We start from the raw sequence: 17,738 nt of genomic DNA, 5'->3' as shown, positions 1-17,738 counted from the left end.
CTTACGTCAGTTGTGGGGGCCAGGTTGGGCGGACTTAAACTTGACCACCAGCAACGTCTGGTCGTCGTGCATGGGCTGGCCGTGGCTGAATTCGGCCAGATCAGCCAGAATCCGTTCTTTGATGGCGTCAGCGTCCAGGAAGTAGGTTTGCTCCAGCATTTGCTGCAGCCGTTCTTCGCCGTATTCATCCTGCGCTGCGTTGCGGGCTTCCACAATGCCGTCAGTATAAATTACCATTACGTCGCCGGGATTGTAGTCGTAGAACTGGTTTTTGATGTGCTTTTCGTACGACTCGTTGCGGATGATGCCCAGCCCCAGTCCTGCCGTCTGGAAGTAGGATACTTCCTCTTTGATAGAGTGGTAATAGAGCGTGTGGCAGTGTCCGGCGCGCGCAAACATGAACCCGCCGTTCTCATAGTCGATGATGTAGAGCGACGCCGTGATAAAAGCCGCTTTCTCTAGGCAGCGCGCCAAGGCGTGGTTGGCCTGGGCCATGAACTTACTGGGCAGCGGAAATTTGTCACGCTCGTTGCGGGCCAGCGGATTTTCCTGCATCAGCGCATGAAAAATGCCTTTCATCTGAGCCACGTGGAAAGCTGCCGTCACGCCTTTGCCGCTCACGTCGCCGATGAGGATAGCCAACCGGCGGCCGGGCAGATGCAGAAAGTCATAAAAGTCGCCGCCTACTTCCTTGGCCGACTCGGCATAGGAGCTAATGGCAAACCAGCTGTCGATGGGCAGATTTTTTGGAATCAGGCTGTCCTGTACCAGCGAGGCAATCTTCAGTTCTTCCTGCACCCGCTGGTTTTCCAGCGACACGTTCATCAGGCGCAGGTTCTCAATGCTGAGTACGGTCTGGCTGGCGAAGGTTTGCAGGATGCTCAGGTTCTCGCGGTCGAAGCCTTGCCGGCTTTTCTTAAGCATGTAGATAGCACCATAGCGGCGCTTGGCCGACCGCAGCGGCATAACAATCAGCGAGCCGTAGGGCAGGTTGAGGCCTCGGAAGCCATTGGAGTTCGGCAGGTCGTTGTTGAGGTACTCAATCAGGTGCAGATTATGGTCCTGCAGCAGCTGGTATACCTGCTGCATCTGGCTGGGGGCTATCTGGTAGTTCTGCGCTATTTGCGCCACCGCATTTTCGGTTTCCAGCATAATCCAGGCGGCATCCGCATCCACGGTCTGCACCGCCGATTCGAGCAACATACGGTGGATTTCCTCCTCACTCTGGCCTTTCTGGATAAGTTGCGTAAGACGCTGCAGGCTAAGAATTTCTTCTCGCTTCTGCTCGAATACACCAGCAGTTGGCAGGTTGAACAGCGTTACCAGCAGCCCCATGAGGGCATAAAAAGCTGAGAAGAACACCGTGAGCACCAGGAAAGCGTGTTGCGGAGCCGGTGCCACCAACTTGGGGTCGTGGGCAATTCGCAGAAAATACGACACAAATACGGCCATCGAGAGCAGTAGCGCCACCTGCAGCAGCACGGCCTCCCACTTTTGGCGGTGACTCAGGTAGGCCACCCACTGCTGGTTGCCGCTCAGATATACGCCAAAAGCTCCCAGCCCACCGATAATGATATAATCAAATGGATGTGGCGGTACCCAGTCAAAAAGCCGGAACAGCAGCGTAACGCCGAGCAGGATTTCAAACCAGACCCATTCGCGCTGAATACGGCTGCTGGCCCGGAACAGCACCAGGCTGCGCCAGGAGTAGTTGGTTTTGGCCAGAAACAGCACAAATAGCCCCAGATTTACGGTGTAAATCAAAGCAAACAGCGTCCGGTCGTTGGTGGGAAGCTGATACTGAACGACCCGCTCCACCAGATGCAGCCCGACACATAGGGTGGCCAACAACCCCGGGCCTAATACCAAGCGACGGAGCAGGCCCACAAAATCGTTGCCGCGCAAAGGGTCGGGCAATTCGCGCTGGTGCATAAACATGCCGGCCGCAAACAGTGCCTGAGCCACCAATGTCACCCACTCCGGCCAGGGGCCATTCAGCCAAATGGCCGCTTTGCCCTGGGTTTGGCTGAGGGTGCTGAGCAGCAACACAATCCAACTGAGCAATGCCAGTGGGTATATAGTGGCTTGTATGCGGTGGCGAAGGGGCATAGGCGGAATAGTGTCCCCCGTGTTCCGCACAATTCAGGTAAGACGCGGGGGCAAAGCGGGCCGCTAAGATAAGGCGGCTTTTAGATGTGGGACAATAGGAGAAAAGAACGACAGAAGTAACCACCGGAAGCTGCTGTTGAGCTTGCCGGCCGTTACTTCTGTCTTGTTTATGTGTTTCGCTAGCCGGATGGCAGCAGCAAGTTACTTGCTGCTATAGTTGGGCGCTTCCTGCGTGATTTGCACGTCGTGCGGGTGCGACTCGCGCAGGCCGGCCCCGGTGATGCGCACGAAGCGGGCGGTTTGCAGGGCCTCTACGGTAGCGGCGCCGCAGTAGCCCATGCCGGCGCGCAGGCCGCCTGCCAGCTGAAACAACACCTCCGAGGCTAGGCCTTTATAGGGCACGCGGCCCACAATGCCTTCGGGCACCAGCTTCTTCACGTCGTCTTCGGCATCTTGGAAGTAGCGGTCCTTGGAGCCGTCTTCCATCGCCTCCACCGAGCCCATGCCGCGGTAGCTTTTGTACTTGCGGCCCTCAAACAAGGTCACTTCGCCAGGCGCTTCCTCGGTACCGGCCAGCAACGAGCCCACCATAATAGTGGAAGCGCCGGCGGCCAGGGCTTTCACTACGTCGCCGGAAAACTTGATGCCGCCGTCGGCAATCAGCGGCACGCCGGTGCCTTCGAGGCCGCGGGCTGCTTCCAGCACTGCTGAGAGCTGAGGCACACCGATGCCGGCAATGATGCGGGTGGTACAAATCGAGCCGGGGCCTACGCCCACCTTCACGGCGTCGGCGCCGGCATCGGCCAGGGCGCGGGCGCCTTCGGCGGTAGCCACGTTGCCCGCAATTACTTCCAGATTCGGGTACTGCTGTTTGAGGTTACGCACAGCGTCAAGCACGCCTTTGCTGTGGCCGTGGGCCGTGTCCACGCTCACCACATCCACGCCGGCTTCCACGAGAGCGGCCACGCGGTCCAGCAGATCGGGCGTTACGCCCACGGCGGCCCCCACACGCAGACGGCCCAGCTCATCTTTGCAGGCATTAGGCGTGCGGCGGCGCTTGCGGATATCCTTATAAGTGATGAGGCCCACGAGACGACCGTCGGTGTCCACTACCGGCAGCTTTTCCACTTTAGAATCCTGCAGAATGTCCTCGGCGGCGGCCAGCTCGGTGCCGGCGTTGGCCGTCACCAAGGGCGCGGCCGTCATGACGGCCGTCACAGGGCGGCTCATGTCCTTCTCAAAGCGCAGGTCGCGGTTGGTGAGGATGCCCTTGAGGCGGTTTTGCCCGTCCACAATCGGAATGCCACCGATGTTATTGGTGCGCATCAGCTTTTTGGCGTCGGCGAGGGTGGCCGTTTCCTCGAGCGTAAACGGGTCGAGGATCATGCCGCTTTCGGAGCGCTTCACGCGGCGCACCAGCTCAGCCTGCGCCCGGATGCTCATGTTCTTGTGAATGATACCGATGCCACCTTCCTGAGCCATGGCAATGGCCATTTCGGCTTCGGTCACGGTGTCCATGGCCGCCGAAACGAAGGGAAGTTTGAGCCGGATGTTGCGGGTGAGTTGGGCGCTCGGGTCGGCGTCGCGGGGCAATACCTCGGAATAACCGGGCAGTAGCAGGACGTCGTCGTAGGTCAGCGCCTCGAAGGCAATTTTGGCAGCGTAGTCGGCCATGGCAACAAGGAAGTTAGGTGAGGCTTGTTGCCAGACAAAGCTACGGCGGAAAGTTGGGGTTTGTGTTATCGAGTGGTTGTATTTGTATGGCGCCGATATTGGTACGCGGCCGTGGCCGGCTGGCACCGACGAGCTTACGGGCGCTACCTGAAAACCCCGGCGCCGGTTCGGGAGTTAAACTTCCCAGGCCGCCCGCAGAAAGGGCGGTTTGTTTCGTATTCCTTTCGACAGAAAACGCATGTCAACTACCAAAAACTGGTTTATTACCGGCGTCAGCACCGGATTCGGCGCCTCGCTGGCCGAGCTGCTGCTCGCCAAAGGCGACAAAGTAGCGGCCACATTCCGCAAACAGGAGCAGGCCGACGCCTTCACGAAAAAAGCCGGCGAAAACGGCCAGGGCTTCGTGGTGGAAGTAACCGACGAAGCGCAGGTGAAAAAGGGTGTACAGGACGCCATTGCGCGCTTCGGCCACCTCGACGTGATTGTTAACAATGCCGGCTATGGCTCGCTGGGCAGTATCGAAGAGATTGACGCGGCCGAAGTACAGCGCCAGTTCGACGTCAACGTGTTCGGGCCGCTGCATGTGCTGCGGGCCGTACTGCCGCACCTGCGCGAGCGGAAAAGCGGCCACGTGCTCAACATCACCAGCATCGGCGGCCTGAAAACCTTCCCCGGCGTGGGTGTTTATAATGCCAGCAAGTTTGCCCTCGAAGCCATCGGCGAAAGTTTGGCTCAGCAGGTGAAGCCACTCGGCATCAAGGTCACCAACATCGAGCCCAGCGGCTTCCGCACCGAGTGGGCGGGCAGCTCGGCCACGTACGTGGACACCCAGATTGAGGACTACCGCGCCACGGTGGGCGAAAACCTGAAAGGCATCCAGGGCTACAGCGGCCGCCAGCCCGGCGACCCCGACCGCGCCGCGCAGATCATGTACGACCTCGTGCGCCAGGAAAACCCACCGCTGCATCTGCCGATTGGCAAAGCTGCTGTGAAAGGCGCCCGCGAGAAGTTCACGGCTTTGGTAGAGGAGCTGGCCGCCGTAGCCGAAATCGGTGACTCGGCTGACTTCCTGGCTGGCGAATAACAGCCTCATTGCGGGCTCAGTAGCAGTCAGGCAAGAGGCCGCGCATTCTGAAAGAGCCGCTAACGCAAGTTGGCGGCTCTTTTCTGTCAACAGAAGCGGTAAAGCCGCGAGGTAGGCTGCATGGGTATCGGGGCCTGCGTATCTTGCCCAGGTCTGTCATTCTTCGTCTTCAAAACCTGCCGCCCGTGCTGCACACCACCAACGACATCGAAGTAACGTCCTGGGCTGATTTGCAGCAGGCACTGTTTCAGGAAACCTGGGACGGCCGCATCGGGCGGTTTCGCTCGCCGTTTGTCTACCGCGGGCTGCGCACGCAAAGCTGGCCGCTGACTACCAGCCTGCAGCGCCTCGGCGGCGAGTATCAACTGCTGGAAAACCATCTGCTGCGCAATTTTCGCAAGTACGCCCGCGACTCGGCGCTGCCGGGCGCTTCGGTGTGGAACTGGCTGGCGCTGGCCCAGCACCACGGCCTGCCCACCCGCCTGCTCGACTGGACCTACTCGCCTTACGTGGCCCTGCACTTCGCCACCGACGATCTGGACGCCTACGACCAGCCGGGCGTCATTTGGGCCATCAACTACGTGAAAACGGCCGAATTTCTGCCGCCCAGCCTGCGTGAGGCTTTGCGCAATGAGGGTTCCAACGTGTTTACGCCCGAGCTGCTAGAGCCGCTTTGCACCAACCTGCGGGAGCTGGAGCTGCTGCAGCGGGAGCCGTTTCTGCTGTTTCTGGAGCCGCCTTCGCTGGATGCGCGCATTGTGCACCAGTACGCGCTGTTTTCGCTGATCAACACGGCCCAGGACACGCTGCATGGCTGGCTGGAGCAGCATCCGGAGCTGTATTTCCGTATCATCATTCCGGCCCGGCTGAAGTGGGAAATCCGCGACAAGCTCGACCAGGCCGGCATTACGGAGCGGGTGCTGTTCCCGGGCCTTGGGGGGCTGAGCCGCTGGCTGCACCGCCACTACACGCCCACGCCCAACCAAACCGCCCAGGACCTGCTCGACGACCAGATTCCAGGCTGAACTCCGGTTCGCTTCCGCAGACGATGGGCCGAATAAGTGCCTTTTTACAGCGCCGTAGCTAGCGCGAGGCCTCGCCGCAAATCCGTAGTTACGCTCAGGCCGAGCTGCAGCGTGTGGTGATACTGCATGGAATAGCCGGCGGCGGGCTGCACCATCTGATGCTGGTAGCCGGCCTCCATGGCCACGGTTTTCGTGAACTGATAGCCCAATGCCAGGTACGCTCGGTTCTGCTCGAAGAAATTGCGGCCCGCACTGGCCCCGAACCCTAGAAATATTTCGTCGGCGCCGGCTAAATAAGGTGTGCCGGGCTCCAGCTTGCCTTTGTTGCCGAGCGGTACAACCAAGCGCAGCTGGTAGCGCATGCGGTTCAGGTAGGTTGCCTGCGCATCGCCGGGGCGGCGCACCCAGCGCTGCTCCAGGCGGTAGCGGTGCTGAGTGTGCACCCGGCCGGAATCGTTGCGCAGCAGCACCTGTTGGTAGAGGCGGTGCTCGGGCAGCGGGCTGGCCGAGGCATAGTCGTTGTGGAAGTATGATGAGGCCCGGGCGTAGCCGGCTGTGAGCTGCAGGGCCGGTGCTACGTGGTAGTTGATACCAATCCGGGCCAGCTGCTGCGGCTGGTACGCGTCTTTGGCCCGGCGCAGCTGCCCGTCGAGGTGCAAACCCCAGCGCTTGCTTAGGCGGGCGTCGCTAAGAAACGTGAGCCAGGTATTGGCGCCGGCTGGTGCAGTACTAAGTGATGAAGCAGCGCGCTGGGCGTAACCAGCCATACCTGTTGCCAGGATCAGAACCAGCGCCGCCAGCAACTGCTTCCAGGACAGAACAGGTAGTAGTGGGGTCATATACCCATATTACCAAATTATGACGTTTGTTACGCCAATGTTACCAACTATATTTTCTGGAGTGCAGTCAGCTGGTCGGTATGGAGTTGCTATAGGTATCAGTTGGCTGATAGACAGTGTCCGGATACTGGCGAGGACTCACTTTTATCTGCGTATGCTGGCTGATATGCTGAAGGGCAAAGCAGTCCAAACAGGCGCCAAGGGGCGGCATTGGCGCCGGATAGGGTAGCGGCGGAAAGAACATCTCCAGAAATTCCAGCAGCACCGTAACTCCCGCTGGCATTCCAGCTACGCTCAGAAACACCCCGAAGGGTACTTGGGCCACTACATAGCCGGTAATGGGCGAGCCCAGCGGAAGCCGGCTGATAATGCTGCACCAGGTTGCCGCATCTGCGGGCTGGGGCGGATACTGCCAGGGAGTTGGAATTGTGATCATATAACTCGAAAAGGATAAGTCGTGGGGTCTGAACGCGTCACTGTATAACGCTAAGTATGCTACTGATTCGCTTCAAAGCGCTTTTTAGTGAGCTTAGTTGGGACGTGCTCCATGGGTTTGTCGGGCCAGGGATGCTTGGGGTATCGGCCTTTCAGATCTTTGCGCACCTCGAAGTAGCCTTTCTCCCAGAAGCTGCGCAGGTCGCGCGTGACCTGGGCGGGGCGGCCGCTGGGCGAGAGTAGGTGCAGCAGCAGTGGTACCCGGCCGCCGGCCACAGCAGGCGTTTCGGTGAGGCCGAACAACTCCTGCAGCTTCACGGCCAGCACTGGCGTAGCCGGGTCAGAGTAGTTGAGGGCGACGTGCGAGCCACTGGGCACGGCCAGGTAGGCGGGCGCAAGGCGGTCCAACTCCTGGCGCTGCGCCCAGCCGCCGGGCAGGCGCTGCAGCAGTAGCTCGGGCCAGTCGAGGCGGCTAACGTCGTTTAGACTTTTAAGGCCCACCAGGTGCGGGGTGAGCCACTCATCCAATTCCTCCGTTAGCGCTTCATCCGACACCGCTGGCCAGTTTTCTGGAAAGTGGTGGTGCAGAAATGCCAGCCGCTGCCGCAGCGCGGTAGCGGCTTCGCTCCACGGCAAACGCGCCACACCGGCTGTGCGCAGGGCTTCCAGCAGCGCATTGGCCACCAGGGCTGCGTCGGGCTGGGCCAGCGCGGCATCAGAGAGCAGCAGCGCACCCAGGCGGCGCTGGCGGCGGGCCTGCACGCGGCCGGCGGCAGCATCCCAGCGCACTTCGTCCACCTGTTCAATCTGGTCTGCAAACAGCTCTTCCAGTTCCTGGCGGCTTACGGGCGCGGCCAGGGCAGCGCGCAGCTGGTGTGGTGGCCCATCGAGGTAGGCGACGGCCAGAAACTGGTCGTCGCGGCCGAAGTGCTCGGCGGGAAGGGCCACGCGCTGGCCGGTAGCCAGGCGCACCCGGTCCGGGGTTTCGCGCTGGGCGAGGCGGTCGGGGTACGCTAGGGCTGTGAGCAGGCCGGCCGCGTCGGCATCAGCAGAAGTAGCCGCGTCGCGGATGCCGGCGCGCTGGCGCAGGTTGCGGGCCGCATCGCGGACGCGGTGCAGGGTGTTGTGCTGCACCAGCAAACCCGGTAGCGGTGCGCGGCCGTTGGCAATGGCCTCGAACCGCAGCCGCAAATCGGGCGGGGTAGGGTGGGTGTCAGCGGCCCGCAGCACGTCGCGCTCCGAGAGCAGCGCCGCCAGCGCGGCGGCGGCGGGGCCGTGGCCCAGCTCGTGCCCGCGCACCACCAAATGGCCCAGACGCGGCGCCAGCCCCAGCCGCGCCAATGCCCGGCCGTGCGGCGTGGGTTTCAGTGGTGGATTGATTTTAGGTGATGAGGTGGTTTTAGGTGATGGGGTGATGAAGTGATGGGGGGAAAAGGGTGGACTGGCTTCATCACCATTCACTTCATTACTGTTCACCTCATCACCATTTAAACTATCACCAATAACGGCTCCCAGGCGGCGGAGCAGGTCGTGGGCGAGGGCCAGGGCGGGGGCGGGGGGGGCGTCGAGCCAGCGCAGGCTTTGTGGGGCGGCGCCCCAGAGAGCCAGTTCCAAAGCCAGGCCGCTGAGGTCGGCGGTAAGGATTTCGGGGGGCAGGTAGGTGGGCAGGGCGTCGTGCTCGGCGGTGGTCCAGAGGCGGTAGCAGGTGCCGGGGCCGAGGCGCCCGGCGCGGCCCCGACGCTGGTCGGCGGCGGCCTGGCTGACGGGCACGGTTTCGAGGGTGCTGAAGCCAGTGCGAGCCTGGAAGCGTGGGACCCGCGCAAAGCCGCCGTCAATCACCACTGTCACGCCCTCAATGGTGAGGCTGGTTTCGGAAATGGCCGTGCTGAGCACGATTTTGCGCTGCCCGGCCGGCACCGGGCGCAGGGCGGCGTCCTGCTCAGCCAGGGGCAGCTCGCCGTGCAGCAGGTGCAGCTGTACGGCGTCGGGCAGGGCGTTTTGCAGCTTGTCGGCTACGCGACGCAGGTCGGCGAGGCCGGGCAGGAAGACCAGCACGTCGCCGGTGGAGTGCTGGCACAGAGCCTCGCGCACGGCCGTAGGTACTAGTGTGGCCAGTCGTTCGGCGGAGCGGCTGCCGCCAGCCGCGGCTTGGCGGGGGCTCAGGTAGTGCGTCTCGACGGGGAACAGAAAACCCGCGCTGCTCACCACCGGTGCCTGCAACCAGGCGCCCATCCGCTCGGCTTCCAGCGTGGCGCTCATCACCAGAATGCGCAGCTCGGGCCGCAGCACGGCCTGGGCATCGAGCGCCAGCGCCAAACCCAGGTCGGCCCGCAGGCTACGTTCGTGGAACTCGTCGAAGATGACGGCTGCCACGCCTTCCAGGGCCGGATCGTCCTGAATGAGGCGCGTGAGGATGCCTTCGGTGATGACCTCGATGCGGGTGCGGGCCGATACTTTACTTTCCAGCCGCACACGGTAGCCCACGGTGTCACCCACGGGCTCGTGCAGCAGCTTGGCCAGGCGGTTGGCGGCGGCGCGGGCGGCCAGCTGCCGGGGCTCCAACATCAGAATCCGGCCTCCGTCGCGCCAGGCAGCTTCCAGCAGCGCCAGCGGCACCACGGTGGTTTTGCCGGCGCCGGGCGGAGCCTGCAGTACCACCCGCTCGTGGGTTTGCAGGGCCTGCAGCAGGTCGGGCAGGGCGGCAACTATCGGGAGGTCGGGGTATTGCATGGAGTTATTTCTCGCTGAGGTTCGCTGCGGTTTTCCGCTAAGGTTCGCGGAGGCCATTCACTGCAAACCTCAGAGGAAAATTTCAGCGAGAAAAATCAATACACCGCCACGGATGGGTCCACGCGCACGCTCCAGGCGTGGATGCCGCCGCGCAGGTTCAGCAGATTGGTTCGCTCCAGGCGGTGCTGCAGGTAGGCCAGCGCCTGCATAGAGCGCACGCCGTGGTGGCAGATAAGCACCACGGGCCGGTCTTCGTCGATTTCGTCGGCGCGGCGGGCCAGCTCACCCAGTGGAATCAGCACGCTGCCTTCGATGCGACAGTAGGCGTATTCCTCGGGCTGCCGCACGTCCACGAGCTGCAGGTTTTCGCCGTTGGCGAGGCGGGAGTGCAGGTCTTCGGGCGTGAGTTCGGGCAGCATGGCAGCAAAGCAGATGAAAGGAAAGCGCAAAATTAGTCGGTGGCTGGTTAGCTTTGGCCCCGGCCTTTGCGGGCTGCCCGCCCGAGCCCTTCACCTCTCACCTGTTACCTGTCACCTTGCTGCAGACCTTGTATGAGTTCTGGACCGCGGCCGCCGGGCCCGGCCCGTTGGAATGGATAGCCGTGCTCACCGGATTTGCCTGCGTCTGGCTGGCCGCCCGTGAGTCGTTGTGGAATTTCCCGGTGGCCTTGGTCAGCTGCGCGCTCTACATTGTGGTGTACTACCGCGCCGGCCTCTATTCCGACTCACTGCTGCAGATTATGTTCATTGTGCTCAGCCTCTACGGCTGGTATGAGTGGCTGTATGGCGGCACCAGCAAAACCGAACTACCGGTGACACGCACTCGGCGCTGGGAGTGGCTGGCCACGCTTACGTTTGTAGCCGCCTTCACGGCTGGCTTCGGCTACTATCTCAGCACCCGCACCGACGCAGCTCTGCCGCACTGGGACAGTTTCACGACGGCCGGCAGCCTGGCGGCGCAGTTTCTGCTCATGCGAAAGCGCCTGGAAAACTGGTGGCTCTGGATTCTGGTTGACCTCATCTACGTGCCCATTCTGTGGTACAAGCAGCTCTACCCCACCAGCGTGCTGTATGCGTTGTACCTGGGCGTGGCCGTGTACGGCTACTGGGAATGGCGGAAGTCAATGACCAAAGAACAAGCTGCAACAGGCAATCTGGCTTGAAAAAGCAACATTGTAGCCGGCTCTGCTGACACTGTTTTTCGCTCCTGCGCTTCTCATTTTTTGCCGCTGCATTTCCTGCTCATCACTTTCTTCATTGCTACCTGAAAATGCTGCGTGTTGCCCTCACCGGCCCCGAATCGACGGGCAAAACCACTCTTAGCCGCCAGTTGGCTGCCCACTACCAAACCAGCTGGGCCCCAGAGTATGCGCGGGCGTATTTGGAGAAGCGTGGGGCGCACTACCGCTACACCCTCGCCGACCTGGAGGATATTGCCCACGGCCAGCTGCGGGCCGAGGCTGAGGCGGAAATCCAGGCCATCCAGCAGGACCGGCCGCTGTTTTTCTGCGACACCGATCTACTAGTGATAAAAATCTGGTCGGAACACGCGTTTGGCCACTGCCCCGAGTGGATTCTGGAGCAGATTGAAGAGCAGCAGTATGATCTGGTGCTGCTGCTGAACGTGGATCTGCCCTGGGCGCCGGACCCGCTGCGCGAGCATCCACACCTGCGGCAGCAGTTCTACCGCCTCTACCACCACACGCTGCAGGAGCAGCTGTCGCACTTCGCCGAAATCAGCGGCCCGCCGCCCCAGCGCTTCGAGCAGGCCTGCTACCACGTGGATGAATTGCTGCTGGGCTAGGCTGGGTTGTGTGGCCAGAAAGCCAAAAGAAAGGCATGTTTCGCTACGTTCTGCATGACGTGCTGTAGAGCAGTAAAAAAGCTAACCATCTACTAACCCAGCGCCGAAATGCGAACTACAAAGTTCGCGCTACAGTATACACGCCGTATTCCTCTTTCACCGCACGGGCTCTGGGCCGGTGCGCTTTCTGCCCCGATGACCTATACCCTCGAAAACGAGCTGTGCCGCGTGCAGGTGCAAGCCCACGGCGCCGAGCTAAGCAGCTTCGTGCGCAAAGACCTTGATAACCTGGAGTATATCTGGGAGGCCGACCCGGCCGTGTGGGGCCGCCACGCGCCGGTGCTGTTCCCGATAGTGGGCCGCCTGCCGCAGGATACCTACCAGCACCAGGGCCAGTCGTATCGGCTGCCCCAGCACGGCTTTGCCCGCGACCAGGAGTTCAGGCTGGTGCGCCAGACTGCGGCCGAGTTGGTACTGGAGCTGCAGGCCAACGACGCTACCCGCGCCGTGTTTCCGTTCGAGTTTAACTTGCAGATTTCGTATCGCTTGGCCGGGTCGCAGCTCACCATCGGCTGGGACGTGCGCAACGTGGGCACCACGGAGCTGCTGTTCAGCATCGGGGCGCACCCGGCTTTCCGGTGCCCGCTGCTGCCCGGCGAGACCTTTGAGGACTACGAATTCGTGTTCGACCATCCGGTCAGCTTCGAGCGGTATCTGCTGGAGGGCGGCCTGCTCACCGGCCAGACCGAGCCCGTATTGCAGCAGCAAGCCACTCTGCCGCTCCGCTACGAGCTGTTTGCGCAGGACGCGCTGGTACTGAAACACTTCGACTTCACGCATATTACGCTGCGCAGTCGCCAGTCGGGCCGCGCCGTGCGGTTGCGCTTCGACGGGTTTCCCTACCTCGGCTTCTGGACGAAAGGGCCCGGTGCGCCTTTCGTCTGCATCGAGCCCTGGCACGGCATTGCCAGCTCTGTTGGTTCTTCCGGTGAGCTGGCTGATAAGGAAGGCATCTTGGCGCTGGAGCCCGGCCAGGAGTTCAGTACGTCCTACAGCATCACAGTAGGGTAGGATGGCCGCCGAACCCGCAATATGGGCCATTGCGCCCAGCCACACCTACCTGCTGCGCCACGAAGTGCTCTGGCCCGATAAGCCGCTGGACTACGTGAAGCTACCCGAAGATGCTGCCGGATACCACTACGGCGCCTTCCAGGACGACCATCTGGTGGGCGTCATTTCCCTGTTCGTAGCTGGCGACGAAGCGCGTTTTCGCAAGTTTGCCGTCATGCCCGCCTATCAGCGCCGGGGCATTGGTAGCGCGCTGCTGCGCTACGTGGTGGCCGAAGCACGCCGCCTGGGCGCCCACCGCCTCTGGTGCGACGCCCGCCAAGACAGCGCCGCCTTTTATGCCCGATTCAGGTTGCTGCCTGAGGGCGCAGTATTCTACAAAGGCAGCATCCCGTACGTGCGGATGGGGGTGGAGCTGTAGATAGCAGGTCTTATAGAATGCAAAGGCCGTCATGCTGAGCTTGTCGAAGCATCTCTACCGCTGGCTAACTTCTTTGATTAGCACTGCGGTAGAGATGCTTCGACAAGCTCAGCATGACGGCCTTTTTTGATGCAATTATCAACCCAGCCGCCTCACACCATTAGCGGTTCTGATGGGCGCACGGGCGTTTGGGGGCGGCGGTTGTAGTCGGGTTCCCAGTCGTTGATGGGGCGTGTGATGCCGGGCGGTAAGTCCAGGTCGGGTAGGCCGTCGTCGAGCGGTTCGCCGCCTTCGTCGTCGTTGTCGGGGTGGGGCGGACTGGGGAAGCGCCGCCGCGGAATCACGACAAAATAGATGGCCAGAGCCAGAAACAGCAGCAGGTAGACAAGGGGAGTCATGGCTGGGAAAGCTGAAAAACGAACGAACAGGCCCGGCAAGTGCCGCGTGGTAAGTAACGGTGCGCGCGGGGGCGTTGTTTTAGAAAATGCGGGGATTTTGGCGAGCAACTGTCTTTCTAAGTTAACTGATAATCAATCAAAAGGAAAGTCCTTTACTTCAGTCAATAACAGCTTACGGCGCAGCCTGCCGGTAGCGGACCAACTCTCTGCCCACTCAAAACGAAGCCGCTGCTGCTGGAAAAGCCGAATCGGCGTGTACATTTGCACCATAGTTTAGGGGTGCCCCGTACCGGGAGTGGTGCGAGGCTGAGATCATACCCATTGAACCTGTCCGGGTAATGCCGGCGAAGGGAACAAACGATCCGCGAGCGACAAGCCGAAGGCCCCGACCCCTGGGGCCCGGTCCGTTCCACTTTTTCCATTTTTCACTTTTGAAAAATTTTCTGACCACCGGCGTGGCGCTTTTAGTGCTGTCCGGTCCGGCATGGGCGCAAGGTCCCGTGTCCGGCACGCTCACCGATGCCCAGACGGGCGCTGTTTTGCCCGGCGCCACGGTGCTGCTCGACGGCCGCCCCAGCGCCGCTACCGATGCGGCGGGCAATTTTGCTATTGAGGCGGTGCCGGCCGGTGCACACGAGCTGCGCGTCACGTTCGTCGGCTACGAGCCGCTGGTGCGCCAGCTGCAGGGCCAGGCCGACGCGCAACGTATCAGCGCCACGCTGCGGCCCGGCGGTGTGCTCACCGGCGAGGCCCTCGTGACGGCCAGCCGCGCCAACGAGCGCACGGCCACGGCCTACACCAACGTGAGTAAGGAAGACCTAGCCAAGCGCAACTTCGGTCAGGATTTGCCCTACCTGCTCGACCAGACGCCGTCGGTGGTGGTGACGTCTGATGCCGGTGCAGGCGTGGGCTACACCGATATCCGCATCCGGGGCACGAGCACAACTGGCATCAACATGACCATCAACGGGGTGCCGCTGAATGATGCCGAGTCGCACGGCGCGTTTCTGGTGAACCTGCCGGATCTGGCCTCCTCAGTGAGCAGCCTGCAGGTGCAGCGCGGCGTAGGCACCAGCCAGAACGGCGGCGCGGCCTTCGGTGCCAGCGTGAACATCAGCACCCTCGACAACCGCCGCGAGGCCTACGGCGAAACCCAGAACAGCGTCGGCTCCTTCGGCACGGTGAAGAACACGGTGCAGTTCGGCACCGGCCTGGTGAGCGGGCACTTCACGCTGGACGGCCGGTTGTCGCGCATCAAGTCCGATGGCTACATGAACCGGGCGGCGTCGGATCTGAAGTCGTACTACTTCGCGGCCGGCTACCAGCAGGCCAATACGCTGCTCAAGTTCATCACCTTCTCGGGCCGGGAGAAAACCTACCAAGCCTGGAACGGCGTGCCCGAGCCCGCCCTCACCGGCGACCAAACGCTGCTGCAGAACTATATCGACAACGGCGAGCTGAGCGAAGTCGATGCTGAGCGGGTACGCCGGGAAGGCCGCCGCTACAGCTACTACACCTACGACAACCAGACCGACAACTACCAGCAGAATCACTACCAGCTGCACCTCTCGCAGGGCCTGGGTGAGGACTGGAACCTGGGCGCGGCCCTGCACCTGACGCGCGGCTTCGGCTACTACGAAAGCTACCGGGCCCGCCGCCGCTTCCTCAACTACGGCCTCGACAACGTAGTAATTGGGAACCAGACGCTCACGCGCACCGACCTGATTGACCGCAAGTGGCTGGACAACTACTTCTACGGCGGCACCTTCGCCCTCAACTACCAGCCCAAAACCGACGACCGGCTGCAGGCTACGCTGGGCGGCGCGTGGAACCGATACGACGGTGACCATTACGGCGAAATCATCTGGGCCCAGTACGCCTCTAACGGTTCCATCCGGCAGCGCTACTACTTCAACAACGCCGTCAAGACCGACTATAACGGCTACGCCCGCGCCACCTGGCAGCTGCTGCCGCAGCTGGGCATCTACGGCGACCTGCAGCTGCGCCACATCGAGTACACCATCGATGGCACCCAGCACAAGCCCGACGACCCCAGTGCCGTGCGCGGCGTGGTGGACGTGCGCACCCGCGCCCGCTACACCTTCTTCAACCCCAAAGCCGGCGCCACGCTCACCTTGGCTGAGGGCCAGCAGCTCTACGCCAGCTTCGCGGTGGGCCAGCGCGAGCCGGTGCGCTCCGACTTCACCGACCGGATTACGGCCGACGCCGCTCCCAAAGCCGAGCGGCTGCACGATCTGGAAGGCGGCTACCGCCTCAGTTTGCCCAACGCCAGCGTGCTGGGCACCCGGGCCGTGGCGCGGCTGGAAGCCAACTTCTTCTACATGAACTACCGCAACCAGCTGGTGTCCATCGGGCAGCTCAATGATGTGGGTACGCCGCTGCGCACCAACGTGGCCCGCAGCTACCGCCGCGGCGCGGAACTGACCGGCTTTGTGTCGGCCAATGACAAAATCAGCCTTAGCAGCACGCTCACGCTCAGCCAGAACCGCATCCTGGGCTACCAAGAGGCCATTTCGGATAGCACATTTGCGCGGCGCACCAGCACCATTTCCTACTCGCCAAGCGCCGTATCGGCGCACACGCTGGAAGGGCAGCCGCTGAAAGGTCTGCGCTTGGCGCTGCTCTACAAAACCGTGAGCCGCCAGTACCTCGACAACTCCGCAAGTTTGGGCCGCAGCATCAAGCCCTACCAAGTGCTCGATTTCCGGGCGCGCTACACCATCCGGCCGCAGTTTGTGAAGGAAATTGAGCTGGGCTTGTTGGTAAATAACGTGCTTAACCGCGAGTACGTGGCCAACGGCTACACCTACAGCTACCCCGGCGCCAGCGGCGGCCTCGATACCTTCAACTGGTACTACCCCCAGGCCACCCGCAACTTCCTGGCCTCGGTGGGCGTGAAGTTCTAGGCCCACGGGCGGCCTGGCCTCCCCGCAACCACAGAAAAAGCCCCGGCGCTGCGTAGCGTCGGGGCTTTCTGCTTCTGGTACTGGTGGACCTTACGCCTCTTTCAGCGAGGCCATGTCGATGACGTAGCGGAAGCGCACTTCCTCATCCTTCATCTTGTCGTATGCCTTGTTGATGTCCTGCATCCGAATCATTTCCACCTCGGGCAGAATCTGGTGCTGGGCGCAGAAGTCGAGCACCTCCTGGGTTTCGGCGATGCTGCCGATGATGGAGCCGGCAATGGTGCGGCGGTGCATGGCCACCTCCTGGTTGTTCAGGGCCGACTTGTAGGGCCCGAGCAGGCCCACGGTGGTGATGACGCCGTCGCGCTTGGCCAGCGTCACGTAGTCGTTGAGCTCGAAGGCGTCGGGGATGGTGATGAGGATGAAGTCGAACTTCAGCTCGTGTGCCTTCATGGCGTCGGCGTCGGTTGAGAGCAGCACCTCGTGGGCGCCGAGCTTCTTGGCGTCTTCCAGCTTGGCTTTGTCGCGGGTGATGGCCGTGACGGTGGCGCCCAGCGCGCGGGCTAGCTGCACGCCCATGTGGCCCAGCCCGCCGATGCCCACCACGGCCACGCTCTTGCCGGGGCCCACGTTCCAGTGCTTCAGGGGCGAGTAGGTGGTAATGCCGGCGCACAGAATGGGCGCCACGGCTTTCAGGTCGAGGCTTTCGGGGATGCGCAGCACAAAGTCTTCCTTCACCGTCATGTTGGTGGAGTAGCCGCCGAAGGTGTTGAAATCTTTATTCTGGGGCTTCATGTAGCCGTTGTAGGTGGCCGTCCAGCTCACAGGTCCTTCGCAGTAGTGCTCTTCTTTCTGCTGGCAGCTGGGGCAGGTGCCGCAGGAGTCAATCATGCAGCCCACGCCCACCAAGTCGCCCACCCGGAACTTGGTCACGGCGCTGCCTACGGCGTCGATGCGGCCCACCACCTCGTGGCCCGGCACGCAGGGGTAGATGGTGTTGTGCCAGTCGTTTTTCACCTGGTGCAGGTCGGAGTGGCACACGCCGCAGTACAGGATGTCGATGTGCACCTCGTCGGCCTTGGGAGCCTGACGCTCGATTTCCATTTCCGACAGCCCGCTGAAGATGGAGTTGCTGGCGCCGTACGCTTTGGTTTTGATGGGTTCCATAGAGGAAGAACAGGAGTAGGAAGGTGAAAGATAGGGGCCCCGGCCGGGGGCTACGGTC

The 17,738-nt window shown here is 62.1% G+C and carries 15 protein-coding genes and 1 riboswitch; of the genes, 7 read left to right on the top strand and 8 right to left on the bottom strand.

Going from position 1 to position 17,738, the window contains the following annotated elements; all coding sequences use genetic code 11:
• Window positions 1–6 precede the first annotated feature (6 nt).
• Window positions 7–2,109: a PP2C family protein-serine/threonine phosphatase gene (locus tag H8B14_RS02280; RefSeq protein WP_187314005.1), complete on the bottom strand. Its 2,103-nt coding sequence runs from the start codon at window positions 2,107–2,109 to the stop codon at window positions 7–9.
• A 201-nt stretch (window positions 2,110–2,310) separates the two neighbouring features.
• Window positions 2,311–3,783: an IMP dehydrogenase gene (guaB, locus tag H8B14_RS02275; RefSeq protein WP_187314004.1), complete on the bottom strand. Its 1,473-nt coding sequence runs from the start codon at window positions 3,781–3,783 to the stop codon at window positions 2,311–2,313.
• Window positions 3,784–4,021: 238 nt separating this feature from the next.
• Between guaB and H8B14_RS02270 the strand changes: the two genes are divergently transcribed.
• Window positions 4,022–4,867, top strand: a complete 846-nt coding sequence (locus tag H8B14_RS02270) for an oxidoreductase (protein WP_187314003.1) — start codon at window positions 4,022–4,024, stop codon at window positions 4,865–4,867.
• A gap of 185 nt (window positions 4,868–5,052) precedes the next feature.
• Window positions 5,053–5,892 (top strand): FRG domain-containing protein, encoded by an 840-nt coding sequence (locus tag H8B14_RS02265; protein WP_315984793.1) that lies wholly within the window; start codon window positions 5,053–5,055, stop codon window positions 5,890–5,892.
• Between the two features lie 44 nt (window positions 5,893–5,936).
• Here the strand turns inward: H8B14_RS02265 and H8B14_RS02260 are convergent, their stop codons facing one another.
• From H8B14_RS02260 to H8B14_RS02245, 4 genes are all read right to left on the bottom strand, one after another.
• Window positions 5,937–6,731 carry a DUF2490 domain-containing protein gene (locus tag H8B14_RS02260; RefSeq protein ID WP_187314002.1) on the bottom strand — a complete coding sequence of 265 codons (795 nt, stop codon included), beginning with the start codon at window positions 6,729–6,731 and terminating at the stop codon, window positions 5,937–5,939.
• 67 nt (window positions 6,732–6,798) lie between these two features.
• On the bottom strand, window positions 6,799–7,167 hold the full coding sequence (locus H8B14_RS02255) for a hypothetical protein (RefSeq protein WP_187314001.1): 369 nt from the start codon (window positions 7,165–7,167) through the stop codon (window positions 6,799–6,801).
• A gap of 59 nt (window positions 7,168–7,226) precedes the next feature.
• Window positions 7,227–9,896 (bottom strand): ATP-dependent helicase HrpB, encoded by a 2,670-nt coding sequence (hrpB, locus tag H8B14_RS20985; protein WP_187314000.1) that lies wholly within the window; start codon window positions 9,894–9,896, stop codon window positions 7,227–7,229.
• 95 nt (window positions 9,897–9,991) lie between these two features.
• Entirely contained in the window at window positions 9,992–10,315 is a 324-nt protein-coding gene (locus H8B14_RS02245; protein ID WP_187313999.1) for a rhodanese-like domain-containing protein, read from the bottom strand.
• Between the two features lie 116 nt (window positions 10,316–10,431).
• Here H8B14_RS02245 and pnuC point away from each other — a divergent pair, with 116 nt between their 5' ends.
• The 4 genes from pnuC (at window position 10,432) to H8B14_RS02225 (ending at window position 13,188) form a co-directional block, all read left to right on the top strand.
• Entirely contained in the window at window positions 10,432–11,058 is a 627-nt protein-coding gene (gene pnuC, locus H8B14_RS02240) for a nicotinamide riboside transporter PnuC (protein WP_187313998.1), read from the top strand.
• A gap of 107 nt (window positions 11,059–11,165) precedes the next feature.
• Window positions 11,166–11,699 (top strand): AAA family ATPase, encoded by a 534-nt coding sequence (locus H8B14_RS02235; RefSeq protein ID WP_187313997.1) that lies wholly within the window; start codon window positions 11,166–11,168, stop codon window positions 11,697–11,699.
• A 195-nt stretch (window positions 11,700–11,894) separates the two neighbouring features.
• Window positions 11,895–12,770, top strand: coding sequence for an aldose 1-epimerase family protein (locus tag H8B14_RS02230; protein ID WP_187313996.1), 876 nt, complete (start codon window positions 11,895–11,897; stop codon window positions 12,768–12,770).
• Window position 12,771: 1 nt separating this feature from the next.
• Window positions 12,772–13,188: a GNAT family N-acetyltransferase gene (locus H8B14_RS02225; RefSeq protein ID WP_187313995.1), complete on the top strand. Its 417-nt coding sequence runs from the start codon at window positions 12,772–12,774 to the stop codon at window positions 13,186–13,188.
• Between the two features lie 152 nt (window positions 13,189–13,340).
• Here H8B14_RS02225 and H8B14_RS02220 read toward each other — a convergent pair whose 3' ends face one another.
• Window positions 13,341–13,586, bottom strand: a complete 246-nt coding sequence (locus H8B14_RS02220; protein ID WP_187314539.1) for a hypothetical protein — start codon at window positions 13,584–13,586, stop codon at window positions 13,341–13,343.
• A 265-nt stretch (window positions 13,587–13,851) separates the two neighbouring features.
• Window positions 13,852–13,958: riboswitch (TPP riboswitch) on the top strand.
• 59 nt (window positions 13,959–14,017) lie between these two features.
• On the opposite strand from H8B14_RS02220, the gene H8B14_RS02215 reads away from it, so the two are divergent.
• Window positions 14,018–16,513, top strand: a complete 2,496-nt coding sequence (locus H8B14_RS02215; protein ID WP_187313994.1) for a TonB-dependent receptor — start codon at window positions 14,018–14,020, stop codon at window positions 16,511–16,513.
• A gap of 90 nt (window positions 16,514–16,603) precedes the next feature.
• Here the strand turns inward: H8B14_RS02215 and H8B14_RS02210 are convergent, their stop codons facing one another.
• A complete protein-coding gene (locus tag H8B14_RS02210) occupies window positions 16,604–17,680 on the bottom strand; it encodes an NAD(P)-dependent alcohol dehydrogenase (RefSeq protein ID WP_187313993.1) in 1,077 nt (358 codons plus the stop codon).
• Window positions 17,681–17,738 lie beyond the last annotated feature (58 nt).

Origin of the sequence: Hymenobacter puniceus, assembly GCF_014333525.1 — a bacterium.
GTDB lineage: Bacteria > Bacteroidota > Bacteroidia > Cytophagales > Hymenobacteraceae > Hymenobacter.
This window is presented reverse-complemented; position numbering and strand designations above follow the sequence as displayed.

Coding starts and splice junctions, on each gene's coding strand:
- H8B14_RS02280 (WP_187314005.1), bottom strand. CDS start 2,109: ATGCCCCTTCGCCACCGCATACAAGCCACTATATACCCACTGGCATTG.
- guaB (WP_187314004.1), bottom strand. CDS start 3,783: ATGGCCGACTACGCTGCCAAAATTGCCTTCGAGGCGCTGACCTACGAC.
- H8B14_RS02270 (WP_187314003.1), top strand. CDS start 4,022: ATGTCAACTACCAAAAACTGGTTTATTACCGGCGTCAGCACCGGATTC.
- H8B14_RS02260 (WP_187314002.1), bottom strand. CDS start 6,731: ATGACCCCACTACTACCTGTTCTGTCCTGGAAGCAGTTGCTGGCGGCG.
- H8B14_RS02255 (WP_187314001.1), bottom strand. CDS start 7,167: ATGATCACAATTCCAACTCCCTGGCAGTATCCGCCCCAGCCCGCAGAT.
- hrpB (WP_187314000.1), bottom strand. CDS start 9,896: ATGCAATACCCCGACCTCCCGATAGTTGCCGCCCTGCCCGACCTGCTG.
- H8B14_RS02245 (WP_187313999.1), bottom strand. CDS start 10,315: ATGCTGCCCGAACTCACGCCCGAAGACCTGCACTCCCGCCTCGCCAAC.
- H8B14_RS02235 (WP_187313997.1), top strand. CDS start 11,166: ATGCTGCGTGTTGCCCTCACCGGCCCCGAATCGACGGGCAAAACCACT.
- H8B14_RS02230 (WP_187313996.1), top strand. CDS start 11,895: ATGACCTATACCCTCGAAAACGAGCTGTGCCGCGTGCAGGTGCAAGCC.
- H8B14_RS02225 (WP_187313995.1), top strand. CDS start 12,772: ATGGCCGCCGAACCCGCAATATGGGCCATTGCGCCCAGCCACACCTAC.
- H8B14_RS02220 (WP_187314539.1), bottom strand. CDS start 13,586: ATGACTCCCCTTGTCTACCTGCTGCTGTTTCTGGCTCTGGCCATCTAT.
- H8B14_RS02210 (WP_187313993.1), bottom strand. CDS start 17,680: ATGGAACCCATCAAAACCAAAGCGTACGGCGCCAGCAACTCCATCTTC.